The organism is Erythrobacter sp. (assembly GCF_035194505.1).
Lineage (GTDB): Bacteria > Pseudomonadota > Alphaproteobacteria > Sphingomonadales > Sphingomonadaceae > Erythrobacter.
Genome location: NZ_CP136573.1, coordinates 1,069,770 through 1,084,371 on the forward strand (window position 1 = coordinate 1,069,770; position 14,602 = coordinate 1,084,371).

The 14,602-nt window shown below is 66.3% G+C and carries 17 protein-coding genes and 1 other RNA gene; 12 read left to right on the top strand and 6 right to left on the bottom strand.

All coding sequences use genetic code 11. From position 1 onward, the window contains the following. Positions 1 to 6: 6 nt before the first annotated feature. The 4 genes from RSE14_RS05340 (at position 7) to RSE14_RS05355 (ending at position 3,788) form a co-directional block, all read left to right on the top strand. On the top strand, positions 7 to 1,179 hold the full coding sequence (locus tag RSE14_RS05340; RefSeq protein ID WP_324076196.1) for a hydrolase: 1,173 nt from the start codon (positions 7 to 9) through the stop codon (positions 1,177 to 1,179). Further along, a complete protein-coding gene (locus RSE14_RS05345; protein ID WP_324076197.1) occupies positions 1,176 to 2,192 on the top strand; it encodes an arginine N-succinyltransferase in 1,017 nt (338 codons plus the stop codon). The genes RSE14_RS05340 and RSE14_RS05345 overlap by 4 nt, the downstream gene beginning before the upstream one ends. Continuing rightward, complete coding sequence (locus RSE14_RS05350; protein ID WP_324076198.1) at positions 2,189 to 3,439, top strand: N-succinylarginine dihydrolase; 1,251 nt, start codon at positions 2,189 to 2,191, stop codon at positions 3,437 to 3,439. The genes RSE14_RS05345 and RSE14_RS05350 overlap by 4 nt, the downstream gene beginning before the upstream one ends. 91 nt (positions 3,440 to 3,530) lie before the next feature. Further along, the gene (locus tag RSE14_RS05355) at positions 3,531 to 3,788 is read left to right on the top strand and encodes a hypothetical protein (RefSeq protein WP_324076199.1); all 258 of its coding nucleotides are present in this window, start codon (positions 3,531 to 3,533) and stop codon (positions 3,786 to 3,788) included. Positions 3,789 to 3,856: 68 nt separating this feature from the next. On the opposite strand, the gene ssrA is transcribed toward RSE14_RS05355, so the two are convergent. Both ssrA and mscL read right to left on the bottom strand, forming a co-directional pair. Continuing rightward, positions 3,857 to 4,203, bottom strand: a transfer-messenger RNA (tmRNA) gene (gene ssrA / locus RSE14_RS05360). Positions 4,204 to 4,350: 147 nt separating this feature from the next. Further along, positions 4,351 to 4,773: a large conductance mechanosensitive channel protein MscL gene (gene mscL, locus RSE14_RS05365; protein ID WP_324076200.1), complete on the bottom strand. Its 423-nt coding sequence runs from the start codon at positions 4,771 to 4,773 to the stop codon at positions 4,351 to 4,353. 174 nt (positions 4,774 to 4,947) lie between these two features. On the opposite strand from mscL, the gene RSE14_RS05370 reads away from it, so the two are divergent. From RSE14_RS05370 to RSE14_RS05390, 5 genes are all read left to right on the top strand, one after another. Further along, on the top strand, positions 4,948 to 5,577 hold the full coding sequence (locus RSE14_RS05370) for a LemA family protein (protein ID WP_324076201.1): 630 nt from the start codon (positions 4,948 to 4,950) through the stop codon (positions 5,575 to 5,577). Position 5,578: 1 nt separating this feature from the next. Further along, the gene (locus RSE14_RS05375; protein ID WP_324076202.1) at positions 5,579 to 6,475 is read left to right on the top strand and encodes a TPM domain-containing protein; all 897 of its coding nucleotides are present in this window, start codon (positions 5,579 to 5,581) and stop codon (positions 6,473 to 6,475) included. 2 nt (positions 6,476 to 6,477) lie between these two features. Beyond that, a complete protein-coding gene (locus RSE14_RS05380) occupies positions 6,478 to 7,152 on the top strand; it encodes a TPM domain-containing protein (RefSeq protein WP_324076203.1) in 675 nt (224 codons plus the stop codon). A 157-nt stretch (positions 7,153 to 7,309) separates the two neighbouring features. Next, positions 7,310 to 7,831, top strand: coding sequence for an NUDIX hydrolase (locus tag RSE14_RS05385; RefSeq protein WP_324076828.1), 522 nt, complete (start codon positions 7,310 to 7,312; stop codon positions 7,829 to 7,831). Between the two features lie 3 nt (positions 7,832 to 7,834). Then, a complete protein-coding gene (locus tag RSE14_RS05390; RefSeq protein ID WP_324076204.1) occupies positions 7,835 to 8,617 on the top strand; it encodes an SDR family oxidoreductase in 783 nt (260 codons plus the stop codon). 48 nt (positions 8,618 to 8,665) lie between these two features. Here the strand turns inward: RSE14_RS05390 and RSE14_RS05395 are convergent, their stop codons facing one another. From RSE14_RS05395 to RSE14_RS05405, 3 genes are read right to left on the bottom strand one after another with little or no spacing between them, the layout of a single operon-like run. Then, on the bottom strand, positions 8,666 to 8,881 hold the full coding sequence (locus RSE14_RS05395) for a PspC domain-containing protein (RefSeq protein WP_324076205.1): 216 nt from the start codon (positions 8,879 to 8,881) through the stop codon (positions 8,666 to 8,668). Positions 8,882 to 8,913: 32 nt separating this feature from the next. Further along, complete coding sequence (locus RSE14_RS05400) at positions 8,914 to 9,027, bottom strand: enoyl-CoA hydratase (RefSeq protein WP_324076206.1); 114 nt, start codon at positions 9,025 to 9,027, stop codon at positions 8,914 to 8,916. Positions 9,028 to 9,071: 44 nt separating this feature from the next. Beyond that, positions 9,072 to 9,185 carry an enoyl-CoA hydratase gene (locus RSE14_RS05405; RefSeq protein WP_324076207.1) on the bottom strand — a complete coding sequence of 38 codons (114 nt, stop codon included), beginning with the start codon at positions 9,183 to 9,185 and terminating at the stop codon, positions 9,072 to 9,074. A gap of 241 nt (positions 9,186 to 9,426) precedes the next feature. Here RSE14_RS05405 and recF point away from each other — a divergent pair, with 241 nt between their 5' ends. After that, a complete protein-coding gene (gene recF / locus RSE14_RS05410) occupies positions 9,427 to 10,515 on the top strand; it encodes a DNA replication/repair protein RecF (protein WP_324076208.1) in 1,089 nt (362 codons plus the stop codon). Between the two features lie 80 nt (positions 10,516 to 10,595). On the opposite strand, the gene RSE14_RS05415 is transcribed toward recF, so the two are convergent. After that, a complete protein-coding gene (locus tag RSE14_RS05415; protein ID WP_324076209.1) occupies positions 10,596 to 11,312 on the bottom strand; it encodes an arylesterase in 717 nt (238 codons plus the stop codon). Between the two features lie 59 nt (positions 11,313 to 11,371). On the opposite strand from RSE14_RS05415, the gene RSE14_RS05420 reads away from it, so the two are divergent. Continuing rightward, the gene (locus RSE14_RS05420; RefSeq protein WP_324076210.1) at positions 11,372 to 12,061 is read left to right on the top strand and encodes an ABC transporter ATP-binding protein; all 690 of its coding nucleotides are present in this window, start codon (positions 11,372 to 11,374) and stop codon (positions 12,059 to 12,061) included. 1 nt (position 12,062) lies between these two features. Then, the gene (locus tag RSE14_RS05425; protein WP_324076211.1) at positions 12,063 to 14,588 is read left to right on the top strand and encodes an ABC transporter permease; all 2,526 of its coding nucleotides are present in this window, start codon (positions 12,063 to 12,065) and stop codon (positions 14,586 to 14,588) included. Positions 14,589 to 14,602: the final 14 nt, after the last annotated feature.

Sequence of the window (14,602 nt, forward strand, 5' to 3'; positions counted from 1 at the left end):
ACACAGATGATCGACTCCGGCGCGATGCTGGCGCAGGTGCAGGCGTGGAGCGCGATCAACACCGGCACCGCGAATCTCGCCGGACTGGCGCAGCTGGCGGCAGCGCTGGCCGAGGCGTTTTCGGCCCTGCCCGGCGCAGTCGAACTGGTCGATCCCGCGCCCGTCACCGCGATTGCCGCCGATGGCAGCGCCTTTGCCAAGCCGCATGGCCAGCATCTGGTGGTGCGCGTGCGACCGCAGGCCAACCGCCGTATCCTGCTGACCGGGCATATGGACACGGTATTCCCCGCCGATCACGCCTTCCAGCGCCAGAACTGGCTCGACGGCGAGACGCTGAACGGCCCGGGCGTGGCCGACATGAAGGGCGGGATCGCGGTCATGCTTCACGCGCTGCTGGCCTTTGAGGCGAGCGGCGCGGCATCAGGTCTCGGCTATGATGTGCTGATCAATTCCGACGAGGAGACCGGCTCGCTCGCCAGCGCCGCGCTGATCGCGGAACTGGCTGCGGGCAAGCTGGCCGCGCTCACCTATGAGCCCGCCGCCCTACCCGATGGCACGCTGGCGCATGAACGCGGGGGCACGGGGAACTATTCGGTCACTATCACCGGCAAGTCCGCCCATGCAGGCCGCAACCCGGAAGAGGGTCGCAACGCGATTGTCGCGGCGGCCGATCTGATCCTGCGGCTGAAGGCGCTCGAGAACGCCGAGATCACCATCAACCCCGCCAAGCTCGAAGGCGGTTCGGCCAATAATGTCGTCCCTGACCACGCCGTGCTGCGCTTCAATATCCGGCCCAGAACTGTCGAGGCCGGGACTTTATTCGATCATTCCTTCAGTCACTTGCTGATTGATATTGAGGCAACCCATCAAGTCGCCACACATCGCCACGGCGGCGTCACCCGCCCGCCCAAAAAGGTCGATGCCCGCGCGCAGGCGCTGTTCGACCTCGTGCGCGAATGCGGCGCGGAGCTGGGGCAGGACATCCGCTGGAAATCGACCGGCGGGGTGTGCGACGGCAACAACATCGCCGCCTGCGGTGTCCCCGTGGTCGACACCATGGGCGTGCGCGGCGGCGCGATCCACTCGCCGGACGAATATCTGATCGTGCCCAGTCTGGCCGAGCGCGCGGCGCTGTCCGCCCGCGTCATCGAGCGTCTCGCTCAGGGAGCAATATCGTGACCTTTCGCCTGCGCGCTGCGCGTGTTTCCGATCTCGAGGCGCTCTACGAGATGGCCAAGCTGACCGGCGGGGGTTTCACCAACCTGCCGCCTGATCGCGCCGCGCTCCGTGGCAAGCTGGAGCGGGCCGAGACGGCCTTTGCGCGCGAGGGCGACACGCTCACCGACGAACAATTCGTGCTGGTGCTCGAAAACGCGCGTACCGGTGCGGTGCGCGGCACCTGCCAGCTGATGACCAAGGTCGGGCAGCGCTGGCCGTTCTATTCGTACCGGTTGAACACCCTCACCCAGTATTCGCAGGAACTCGACCGCACGGTGCGCGCCGAACTGCTCAGCCTCGTCACCGATCTCGAAGGGTCGAGCGAGGTCGGCGGACTGTTCCTCCACCCCAACGAGCGCGCCGGAGGCCTCGGCCTGCTGCTCGCCCGATCGCGCTATCTGTTCGTGGCGATGCACCGCGCGCGCTTTGCCGACCGGATCCTGGCCGAACTGCGCGGCATCATCGACGAGCGCGGCGGATCGCCCTTCTGGGACGGGGTCGCCGGCCGTTTCTTCGGAATGAGCTTCCAGGACGCGGACTATTTCAACGCGATCAACGGCAACCAGTTCATCGCCGATCTGATGCCCAAGCACCCAGTCTACATCGCGATGCTGAGCGAAGATGCGCGCTCGGTCATCGGCGTGCCCCACCCCACCGGCCGCGCCGCGATGCGGATGCTGGAGGACGAGGGCTTCCGCGCCGAGGGTTATGTCGACATCTTCGACGGCGGGCCAACGATGGTGGCGCACACCGACAATGTCACCAGCGTGAAGGGCAGCTGCACGGCGGCCGTCACGAACCTCATGGTGGGCGAAGGCGAGAAGGCGATCCTCGCCACCGGCCATCTCGGCACCTTCCGCGCCTGTTTCGGTGCGCGGGTGCTGGACGGGGATGGCGGCATTGCGATCGATAGCGCCAGCGCGGACCTGCTCGACGTGTCCGAGGGCGACATGGTGTGGAGCGTGGCGCGATGAGCATGACCGAAATCAATTTTGACGGGATCGTCGGGCCCTCGCACAATTATGCGGGGCTGAGCCTCGGGAATATCGCCAGCGCAAGCCATGCGGGCGATCCGTCCTACCCGCGCGCGGCGGCCTTGCAGGGCGTGGCCAAGATGCGCGGCAACCTCGCGCGGCTCGGCGTGCAGGGCTTTCTCCTGCCGCTGCCCCGCCCCAATCATGCGCTTGCCCAGGCGCTGGCGCTCGACGGCACCGAGCTGCCGCAGCTGCGCGCTGCGCCGTGGTCGGCCTCTTCGATGTGGACCGCCAATGCCGCGACCGTCAGCCCCGCGCCCGATACGGCGGACGGGCGCTGCCATCTGACGGCAGCGAACCTCGTCACCATGCTCCACCGTGCGCAGGAATGGCCCGACACCAAGCGCCAGCTGGAAGTGGCTTTCGGCGACACGCGCCACTTCGCGGTCCATGATGCGGTGCCACCGACCTTCGGCGATGAAGGCGCGGCCAATCATATGCGGCTGTGCGAAAGCCATGATGCCCCGGGCGTCGAGGTGTTCGTCTATGGCAAGACCGGCGGCCGCTTCCCTGCGCGCCAGCACGAACAGGCGAGCCGTCTGATCGCGCGCGCCCACGGGCTTGATCCGGCGCGCACGCTCTTCATTGAGCAGAAACCCGAGGCGATCGCGACAGGCGCCTTCCACAATGATGTGGTGGCGGTGGCGAATGGCCGCGTATTGTTCACCCACGACATGGCCTTTGCCGACCAGCAGGGTGCTTACGATGCGATCCGCGCCGCCTTTCCGGCGCTGGAGGTGGTCGAGGTGCCGTCCACCGCGGTTTCGCTTCAGGAAGCAATCCGCACCTATCTGTTCAACGCACAGCTCCTCACCCTGCCCTCGGGCGAAATGGCGCTGATCGTGCCCGAGGAATGCCGCGAGAGCCCTGCCGTATGGGGCTGGGTCGAGAGCATGCTCGCCTCGAATGGCCCGATCCGGCAGGTGATCCCGGTCGATGTGAAGCAATCCATGGCCAATGGCGGCGGGCCGGCCTGCCTGCGGCTGCGCGTGGTGTGCGATCCGGCGACAGTGGATCCGCGCTTCCTCCTCACCGAGGCCAAGGCCGACCTTATCGAACAGGTGATCGCAAGCCATTGGCCTTCGCAGATCGATCCGTCCGATCTTGGCACAGAGAGTCTGGCAGCGAGCGTAATTGCGGCACGGCTGGCCTTGCTGGAGGCGCTCGACCTCGCGACACTTGGTTAACGCATTTGCCGACTCGCCCGCAGCGGGCGTAGGGTTACGACATTGTTAAAGGGTTCGCCTTGCCGACCCCTTGTCTGCCCGGAGAATGCCCATGCTGCGCAAGATCGGTCGGCTGTTCGTGATCAAGACGCGCTTCGAGGCGTTTCTGATCATCTATGCCCTCGCGCTCGGCTCGTGTGCGCGGGGCACCGCCTACCTCCAGCAGTTCCCGGGCTTTGGCGGGCAACTGCTGTTCCTCGCCACCACTGGCGCGGTGTTTCTGGCCGGCGCGAAGATGCTCGACTGCATCCGGCTGGAGAAAGAAGTGGCCGATTTGCGCGAGGCAGCAGCGGCACGCTCGGGCGAATAGCGCCTTTGCAAGAAGTTCGCAGGTGAAGGAAGGTGGGGGATTCTGTTGCTAGGCTCCCCCGGGCCCCCGGTTTCCGATTCTGTTACCCGGTTCGGTCCGAACCGTGCTCTAGGCTTTGTAAATTCAGGCCGTTAGGCCGTCACATTACGCAGCGAGAGCAAGTGCTTCGTTGTCGTTGGCACTTATGGTTTTTGAGCCTTATGCGGGTTACTCAGCCCGGGCAAAAACTACGCTTTTCAACACACGTCGATCCTAGTTCGGCCCCGTCAGGAGTTGCGCCGAAACGCCGCTTCTGGTGGAGCCGCCGGGTACTGCCCCCGGGTCCGTTGCGTCTATTGCACGCAGCAGTTTATCGCCATAGCCGGCCGAAACCGGCGAGGATGGATATAGCGCGCCAAACCTGAATGTGAAGTGCACGAGCCCCGCAAACGGCCCGAATGTTTCACGTGAAACATCGAAAATCGGCCCCCCATCAGGGGGTCAACCGGGGATCAAGTGGCTCTCATCGCGGCATCAAATGCCGGCTGGAAAGCGGCCGCTTAGCGCCACTTGCACCCTCACCTCACTTTTTCAGCGCATCGCGGATTTCGGCGAGCAGTTCGATTTCGGTCGGCCCGGCGGGTGCGGCCGGTTCCTCCGGCTTCGCAAGCTTGGCGGTGACCTTGTTCACGTAGCGCACCATCAGGAAGATGATGAAGGCGAGGATCACGAAGTTGATCACCACCGAGGCAAAGGCCCCCAGCCCGATCACGTTGGCCCCCGCCTCGCGCGCGGCGGCAAGCGGCGTGCCCGGCGCAACTTCGCCCGAGAGGACGATGTAGCGGTCCGAGAAGTCGATATTGCCGAAGATCGCGCCGACGATCGGCATGATGATCTCGTCGGTGAGCGACTTGACGATCGCACCGAAAGCCGCGCCGATGATCACACCCACGGCCAGATCGATGACATTGCCCTTGGCGATGAAAGCCCTGAATTCCGACAGCATGATAATCCCCTTTTTCGCTAAGCGATTAACCTCGTTCTGGCACCGCCCCTCGCGCCTGCCAAGCCGCCGCGATGCGCTCGTCCACCGCTTGAAAGGGAGTCGAGGTGTGCTATATCCACAATACAGAAAGCCACGGCCGGGCCGGCGCCCGTGCCTTGAAGAGGGACCTTCGCGATGAATCTCACCACCATGCTGCGCGGTGCTGTTGCCGCCATGATCGCGCTCAGCCTTGCGGCCTGCGGGATCAACTCGGTGCCCACCAAGGAAGAGGCCGCCAAGGCGCAGTGGGGCAATGTCGAGAGCGCGTTGCAGAACCGTTCGGACAAGATCCCCAATCTCGTCACCGTGGTGCAGGCTGCTGCCATTTCGGAGAAGGACATCCTTCAGGGCGTGATCGATGCCCGCGCCCGTGCGACGTCGATCAACATCACCACCGATGACCTGTCGAACCCGGAAGAGTTCAAGAAGTTCAACGACGCGCAGAACCAGCTGACCCAGGCCATGGGCCAGCTGCGCACCGTGGTGGAAAACTATCCGGTGCTCACCAGCCAGCCGCGCTTTCAGGATCTGATGATCGCGATCGACGAGGCGAACAACCAGATCAACACCGAGCGCGTGCGCTATAACGAGCTGGCCAAGGACTATAACACCGAGATCCGCACCTTCCCCTCCAGCATCGGGGCGAATGTGATCCACGGCGCGAAGGCGCTCGAATATTTCAAGGCCGACGAAGCCGCCACGGTCAACCCCGAGATCGACATGACCGGCATCACCGGCGGCATACCTCCGGCGGCTTCCAACTGAGGTGACAACCGCCCTCGCCCCGCTGCGCCGGGCGCTGCTGCTGCTGGCGGGCCTCGTCTGGCTCGCGCTGGGCACAGCAGCCCACGCACAGGACTACCCGCCCCGCCCCGATGGCCCGGTCTATGACGGGGCGGGCATCCTTGCGCCCGAAACAGTGGCCAAGCTCGACGCGGAATTGCGCGCCTATAATGCGCAGACGGGCCGCGCGATCATTGTCGCCACGGTTCCCAATCTCGGCGGGGCTTCGATCGAGACCTATGCCACCGGGCTGTTCTCGGACTGGGGCATCGGCGGGGCCAAGCGCGACATGGGCCTGCTGCTGCTGATCGCGCGCGATGATCGCAAACTGCGGATCGAGGTCGGCTACGGCCTGCACGGCTATTTCGGCGGGATAATGGCAGGGCGCGTGATCAACGATGTGATCACCCCGCGCTTCAAGGAAGGCAATTTCGACGCAGGCGTGACCGATGGCGTGGCGGCGATCCTCGCCCACCTCGCCAAGAGCCCGGAAGATGCCATCGCGATCGAGGAAGCCGCGCAGGCCGCCGAACAACAGCGCAGCCGCAGCGACGGAGGCTTTCCCTTCGGCGTGCTGATCTGGCTCGCCTTCCTGTTCTTCTTCTTCATCCTGCCGATGCTCGCCGGTCGGCGACGGAGGCGAAAATATCGCGCCAGCGGCAAGGGCCCCTGGGGCGACCGCGGACGCGATCTCGGCGATACGGCGCGCGACATCATCCTGTGGGAAGTCGGCAGCGCCATCGCGCGGGGCCTGATCAAAGGCGGCGGGCGCGGCGGCGGCAGTGACTGGGGCGGCGGTGGTGGCGGCTTCGGCGGCGGGGGTTTCGGCGGCTTTGGCGGCGGCAGCTCCGGCGGCGGCGGCGCATCGGGGGGATGGTAGCCATGGCGTGGCTCGATGATGCCGGACGCGCGCTGGTGAGCGAGGCCGTGAGCGCGGCCGAGGCGAACACCTCGGGCGAGATTGTCACGGTGCTGGCCGAGAGTTCCGACGGCTATACCGACGTCGCCCTGCTATGGGCGGCGGGCGCAGCCTTTACCGCGATGAGTGTCTTCGCTGCGCTCCCCCAGCCCTTCCTCGATACGTGGGACGCGCTGACGGGAAGCTGGGGCCATGTGTGGAGCGCGGGCGAGCTTGCCAGCATGGTGATCGCACTCGGCCTCGTGAAGTTTCTGGGCGTGATGCTGGTGCAGCAGTGGCAGCCGCTCAAATTCGCGCTGATCCCCGCACCCACCAAGACGATCCGCGTCCACAATCAGGCGGTGCGCCAGTTCAAGGTCGGCGCGCAGGCGCGCACCACCGGGCGCACGGGCGTGCTGATCTACCTCTCGATGCGCGAACACCGCGCGGAGATCGTCGCGGACGAGAGCATCGCGGCCAAGGTCCCCGCCGAAGTCTGGGGCGAGGCGATGGGCGATATGCTCGCCCATATCCGGAAAGGTGCCGTGGCGGAGGGGCTGGCAGCAGGCATCCGCGATGTCGGCTTCGTGCTGGCCGAACACTTCCCGCGCGGCAGCGAGGACGAGAACGAGCTGCCCGATCGGCTGATCGAGGTTTGACGAATTAGCACCTTGACCCGTTCGCCCTGAGCCTGTCGAAGGGCCGTCCTTCTTCTGTGCGCCGGCAAAAGAGAAGTGCAGTCCTTCGACAGGCTCAGGACAAACGGAGAATATTGTTTTGCTCAAAGACCGCGATGCCGACCTGCCCGAGCAGGTGATGTGGGAAGGCCGCTTCATCACCGCCAAGCAGCGGGGGCGCTGGGAATATGTCGGGCGTGCACGCGGGATCCGCGCCGCTGCGATCATCGCATTGGATGACGACGCCGACGGCACCCGCCATGTCATCCTCGTCAGCCAGTACCGCGTGCCGCTGTCGCGCTTCAGCCTCGAAGTTCCCGCCGGCCTGATCGGCGATGATGCGGGCCACGAAGGCGAGGGTGCCGGCGTCGCTGCCGCGCGCGAACTGGAGGAGGAAACCGGCTACCGCGCGGGCAAGCTCGAAGTGCTGGGCGAATTCTATTCCTCGCCGGGCATGGTCTCGGAATGCTTTACCCTGTTCAAGGCCACCGCGCTCGAACGCGTCAGCGAGGGCGGCGGCACCGAAGGCGAGAATATCACCGTCCACCGGGTTGCGCTGCGTGATCTTTCGCGCTTCGTGGCCGAGTGGCGGCGCGCAGGCCACGCGGTCGACGTGCGCATCGCGATGTTGCTTACACCGGGATATTTGGGAGAGGATTGAACTATGGCAGGACGGGTAGCGGGCAAGATGGCCCTGGTGACGGGCGGCGCACAAGGCCTCGGCCGCGCGCATTGCATCCGCTTGGCGCAGGAAGGCGCGCGGGTGCTGGCGACCGACATCAATGGCGCAGGAGCCGAAGAAACTGCGGCGATCATCAATGCCGAAATGGGCGCCGGCACAGCCTTTGGCATGGCGCATGACGTAACCGATCCGGCCCAGTGGGAAGCCGCCGTGGACGCCGCGCGCGAGCACCTCGGCGGGCTCAATGTGCTGGTGAACAATGCCGGGATCGGCGTGCCGGGCAATATCGAGGCCTGCACCTTCAGCGATTGGCAGCGCTGCTTCGACATCAACGTCAATTCGATCTTCCACGGCTGCCAGAAGGCCCTGCCGCTGATGCGCGAACACGCGCCGGGATCGATCATCAACATCTCCTCGATCGCGGGCCTGATCGCGAGCGACACCATGCCCGCCTATAACGCCAGCAAGGCGGCGGTGTGGATGCTGTCGAAGTCGATCGCGCTGCACTGCGCGAAGAAGCAGATGAACATCCGCTGCAATTCGGTGCATCCGACCTTCGTCGATACGCCGATCCTTGATGGCACCGCGCGGGCGGCATCGCTCGAAAAGGATGTGCTGCTGGAAAAGCTCGCGCGCCAGATCCCGCTGAAATTCGTGGGCGAGCCCAACGACATCGCCAATGCGGTGCTCTATCTCGCCAGCGACGAAAGCCGCTTCATGACGGGGGCGGAGCTGAAACTGGATGGCGGCATCAGCGCCATGTAATGGCCGGGCAGCGGGCACCGCGATAAGGGTGCCCGCCTGCCAGCAAGATTAGTCCGCGATCAGGGCGACCGCGAGGTAGATCAGGATCGGGCTGCCGAAGCCGAGCAGTGTCGCGGCAACAAAGCCGACGCGCACCAGCATGGCATCGATGCCGAAATAGTCGCCAATCCCGGCGCAGACGCCGAAGACCTTGCCGTTGGTCTTGTCGAGGCGGAAGCCAGCGCGGGGCGGCTTGCCATCGGAATTGCGGGTGACGTTGTTCATGGCACTTGGTCTCCAGTCTGGGTGATTGCGGATCAGGCGATCATGCCGGGGCTGGCGGGCAGGCTCGCATAGGCGAAGCTGGCAACCGTCAGGATAACGGCGAAGGCGGCAGAGGCGAAGCGGGCGGAGTTGTCAGAGCCGAACATGGGGTTGGTCCTTTGAAGAAGCCTTGGTGCGGAAAGCGCTGGGCTCAGGCAACCAGGCCAGGGGTGGCGGGCACGATGGCGTAAGCGAAGAAGGCAGCCGAAACGAGGATCGAGAAGGCGGCGGCGAAGAGGCGGTTGCCGGTTTCGATGGCGTACATGAGAAGGTCTCCTTGGTGTTTTTTGCTGTCCCGCGGGACCATCCCGGGGATGCAAACAACATTGCAGGAGCCGTGCCAAACTCGAAAAATGGCGGAATTCTGCGGTTTTCCTGCTTTCAACCGGGCGACAACCCGTTCACCCATCCGAAAGCTTGGGGAAATTTCCCAATGTTTGGCATTGGCGATTCCGGCCGCTAACCACTGGCCAAATCCCCGCCCCCTCGCTACCCGCGAGAACGCCATGGGCCTCAGCAAAATCAGCCTCGAAAACTTCCGCAACCACGCGGCCACGACGCTGGGCGAGACCGCGCATTTCAATCTGCTGGTGGGCGAGAACGGCGCAGGAAAAACCAACCTGCTCGAAGCCATCTCGCTGCTCGGCCCCGGACGCGGCCTCAGGCGGGCCAATCTCGCCGATCTGGCGCGAAAGGCAGCTCCGGGCGCCGATCCCCTGCCCTTCGCCATCGGTGCCAGCTTGATCGAGCAAGGCACGGTCTCGGCGCGGCTCGGCACCTATACCGAGGCAGGCGCACCCGGACGGCGGCTGGTCCGCGTCAACAGCGCGGCCGCCACCGCAGCGAGCCTTGCCGAATGGCTCGCGCTTTCGTGGCTCACTCCGGCGATGGACGGGCTCTTCACCGACAGCGCGGGCGCGCGGCGGCGCTTCATGGATCGCATGGCGCTCGCCATCGCGCCCGATCATGCGCGGCGCGTCAATGCGCTGGAGACGGCCCTGCGCGAACGCGGGCGGCTGCTCGACAATGGCGGCGATGCGCGCTGGCTGGATGCGGTGGAAGCACAGGCAGCTGAGCACGGCGCCGCCGTCAGCACCACTCGCGCCGAGCTGGTGGCACGGCTGGCCGACGAGCTCTCCGCCCTGCCCCCCGAACCCTTCGCGCGGCCCGCTCTCACCTATCGCCCTGGCGGTCCGTCCGACGAAGGCTCTTTGCGCGCCGAACTGGCCCGGGGTCGCCCGCGTGATCGCGCTGCCGGACGTGCGCTCACCGGCCCGCAGCGCGACGAACTAGAGGTGGTGATGGCGAGCACCCGCCAGCCGGCCGCCTCCTGCTCGACCGGCGAACAGAAGGCGATGCTGATCGCGATTACCCTCGCCCACGGCATCCTTGCCTCGGCGGGCCGCCCGAGCGTGCTGCTGCTCGATGAAGTTGCCGCCCACCTCGATCCGGTCCGCCGCACCGAGCTGTTCCGCCGCCTGCGTCAGGGGCGCGCGCAGGTGTGGATGACGGGGACCGAGCTTGCCCCCTTCGATGCAATCCGCGCCGAAGCGGCGATCTGGCGGGTCAGCGGCGGGAGCGTCGAGCGGGTTTAGGACCATCCCCGTTCGTGTCGAGCGCAGTCGAGACACGCGTGCAATGCCTCTCGACACGCTCGAGGCGAACGGAGGTGGTTTCACTCCGCCTTGGGCAGCGCCCCTTCCACATCCCCCATGGTCGCGGCCACGAGCCGTTCGATGCCAGCTGCGGTGGGGTGGATATTGTCGTTCTGGAACAGGTCCGGCTCGCGGTAGATGTCCTCGAGCCAGAAGGGGATCAGGCGCGCGCCATAGTCCTTCGCCAAATCGCGGTAGAGCGCATCGAACTGGGCCTGATATTCCGGCCCGTAATTGGGGGGCGAGCGCATGCCCATCACCAGCACCGGAATGCCCCGCTTTTTCAGCTCGGCGAGCATCTGGCCGATATTGGCCTTGGTCTGATCGGGCGAAATGCCGCGCAGCAGATCATTGCCGCCCAATTCGAGAATGAACAGATCGGGCTTTTCCTTCTGGGCATCGAGCGTGAAGGCGAGCCGCTGCGCGCCTGCCGCGCTGGTATCGCCCGATACGCCGGCATTGGTGATTTTCGCATTCACCCCCTTGGCGCGCAGGGCCGCTTCCAGCCGCGCCGGGTAGCTTTCCCCGTCCTTGAGGCCATAGCCTGCAAACAGGCTGTCACCGAAGGCGAGGATGCGGCGTTCGGGACCCATCACGGGAATCGCGGGCAAGGCAGCCTCGGCCGCCGCCTCTGCTGCGGGCGCGGGCGCGGCATCCTCTGCCTCGCCGCTGCACGCTGCCAACATCAGCGCAATCGTGCAAACCATCCCGATATTCGACCAACCGCGCTTGTGCATCCGCGAGCCTTCCTTAGCTGTAGCTTGTTGCAGCCCCTCACCTATGCCATCGGAACCCCGTGACAAGTCCCTCTCTCGCAATCTCCGCCCGCAATCTCACCCTGACACTCGGCAGCAGTGCCGCGCCGGTCACGATCCTGCGCGGTATCGACCTCGACATACCCCACGGCGCGGTGGTTGCGCTGCTCGGCCCCTCGGGCTCGGGCAAGAGCTCGCTGATGGCGGTGCTATCCGGCCTCGAACGCGCCAGCGGGGGAAGCCTGACAGTGGCGGGGGCGGATTTCACCGGCCTCGATGAAGACGGCCTTGCCGCCGCGCGCCGGGGGCGGATCGGGATCGTCTTGCAGGCCTTCCACCTGCTGCCGACGATGACCGCGGCCGAGAATGTCGCCACTCCGATGGAGCTGGCGGGCATGGACAATGCCGCCCCGCGCGCGATTGCCGAACTCGAAGCGGTCGGCCTTGGCCATCGCACCGGGCACTATCCCACCCAGCTTTCGGGCGGCGAGCAGCAGCGCGTCGCCATTGCGCGCGCCACCGCGCCGCGCCCGGAACTGATCTTCGCCGATGAGCCGACCGGCAATCTCGATGCCGCAACCGGCGAGGAGATCATCAACCTCCTGTTCGCCCGCCGCGCCGAGACCGGAGCAACGCTGCTGATCATCACGCATGATGCATCGCTCGCGGCGCGCTGCGAGCGGGTGCTGACCATGGCCGACGGGGTGATCGTCTCGGACACGGCGAACTGACATGAGCCTCCCGCTCTCCGCCGCCTGGGGGATTGCCCGGCGCGATCTCAACGCCCGGTTCCGCGGCCTGCGCCTGCTCTTGGTGTGCATCTTCCTCGGCACGGCGGCTCTGGCGGCGATCGGCACCCTGACCGCCGCGATCGAGAGCGAGCTGGCATCGTCGGGTCAGGAGCTGCTCGGCGGCGATCTCGAAGTCGAGGTGTGGCAGCGCGACCTCAAGCCCGACGAAATGGCCGCGCTGGAGAAGTATGGTGAGGTTTCGGGCGGGTTCCGTCTGCAAGCAATGGCGAGCACGCCCGAGGCGGCTGCGCCGATTGAATTGAAGGCGGTGGATGCCAAGTGGCCGATGTTCGGCACCCTGACGCTGGCCGATGGCCGCGAAACGGGTGCACCGAGCGGCACGGATGCGTGGATTGCCGAAACGGCACTCGAACGGCTCGGGCTCAAGCTTGGCGACAGCTTCAAGGTCGGCACCATCACCTTGCGCGCAGCAGGCGTGATCAAGGACGAGCCGGATCGCCTGTCCGAAGGCTTCCAGCTCGGCCCGACGGTGATCGTGGCCGAAGACGTGCCCGCCGCTGCCGGTCTGCTACAACCGGGCGCGCTCTACCAGTCCAAGCACCGGGTCGCCTTTACCGATGCCGCAAACGATCCGGAAAGCGTGGAAGAGACGCTCACCAAGGCCTTCCCCGATGCCGGCTTCGACATCCGCACGCGTGACCGCGCCTCGCCCGGCGCAGACCGCTTCGTGCGGCAGATGAGCGATTTCCTGACGCTGGTGGGCCTTGCCTCGCTGGTGATTGCGGGGATCGGGATTGCCGGCGGCGTGTCCTCCTATCTCGATCAGCGCCGCTCCAGCATCGCGACCCTCAAGGTTCTGGGCGCGACCTCGGGCGACATCGTGCGCATCTATGCCATGCAGATTGGTGTCGCCGCGCTGGCAGGCAGTGTCGCGGGGCTTGCAGCGGGCATTCTGGTAACGCCGCTGCTGGCGAGCGCCTTGCAAGGCCTGCTGCCGGTCGAGAGCGGGTTCATTATCTCAGCGCCAGCCCTGCTGCTGGCGGGAGCCTATGGCCTGCTGGTGGCCTTCACCTTTGCCGCAGCGCCCCTGCTGCGCGCGCGGACCTTTCCGGCGATGGCGCTGATGCGGTCGGGCATCGTGCCGCTCTCGCGCGACAAGCGGGCGCTGATCGCCACGGGCCTGGGCCTTGGCGCGATTGCCGCGCTGGCCCTGCTGACGACAGCGCAGCCGATGCTCTCGGGCGGATTCCTGCTCGGCGCGGGCGGCGCGCTGGTGCTGCTCGCCGGGCTTGGCTGGGCAATCCAGACCACCGCGCGCCGCCTGCCGCGCCCCGCCAATCCGCTGCTCAGGAGCGCAATTGCCAATATCCACCGCCCCGGCGCGCCGACCGCCTCGCTGGTGACGGCATTGGGCTTCGGGCTTGCCGCCTTCGTGCTGCTCGCCGCCGTCCAGAGCGCGATTGACGGCAATATCCAGCAGCGCGTGCCCCAAGAGGCGCCCGACTACTTCGTGCTCGACGTGCCGCGCGACAAGGAGCCGCGCTTCTTCGAACTGGTGCAGGCCGACTTCCCCAAGGCGGCCATCCGCACCGTGCCGACCATGCGCGGCGCGGTGCTCGCCTATGGGCCGAAGGACACAATGATCCGCGTCGCCGATCTGAAAGAGCTGCCCGAGGGCGCATGGGGCCTGCGCGGCGAGCGCGGGCTGACCTATGCCGACACCATCCCGCAGGGCAACCGGCTGGTGGCGGGCGAATGGTGGAGCCCGTTCCATCGCGGCGAACCGCTGGTCTCGGTCGATGCGCGGCTGGCCGAGGCGGCGGGGCTCAAGGTCGGCGACTACATCACCGTCGGCATCCTCGGGGTCGAGCGCACCGCGCGCATCGCAAACTTACGCGAAATCGACTGGGAGAGCATGGGGTTCAACTTCATCCTCGTCTTCAGCCGCAATGCGATCAGCGATGCGCCGCACAATCTCTCCGCCACGATCGACTTGCCAGAGCAGGTGGACAGCGCCGCGCGCGGGCGCTTGCTGCGGGGACTGGTGAAGGAACTCCCTTCAAGCTCGGTGATCGAGGTGGGCGGTATTCTGATCGAGGCGAGGAACCTGCTCCAGCAGGTCAGCCTTGCGACCCTTGCGGCGGCGGCGGTGACGGTGCTGGCAGGGCTTGCCGTGCTGCTCGGCGCGATTGCTGCGGCGCGGGCGGCGCGCACCTATGACACGGTCATGCTGCGGGTGCTGGGCGCGAGCCGGCGGCAGATCCTGCTGCTGCAACTGGCCGAATACGGCCTGCTGGCGGGCGTGCTGGCGCTGGTGGCGCTCGCGCTTGGCGGCGGGCTGGCGTGGGTGGTGATCACCCAGCTGTTCGAATTCGACTGGCTGCCTGACTGGAGCCAGGTGCTGGCCGTGCTCGGCCTTGGCGTCGGGCTGGTGCTGGCCTTCGCGCTGGGCGGATCGCTGCCGCTGCTGCGGGCCAAGCCGGCACGGGCGCTGCGCGAGCTATAACAGTCCGCGCAAGC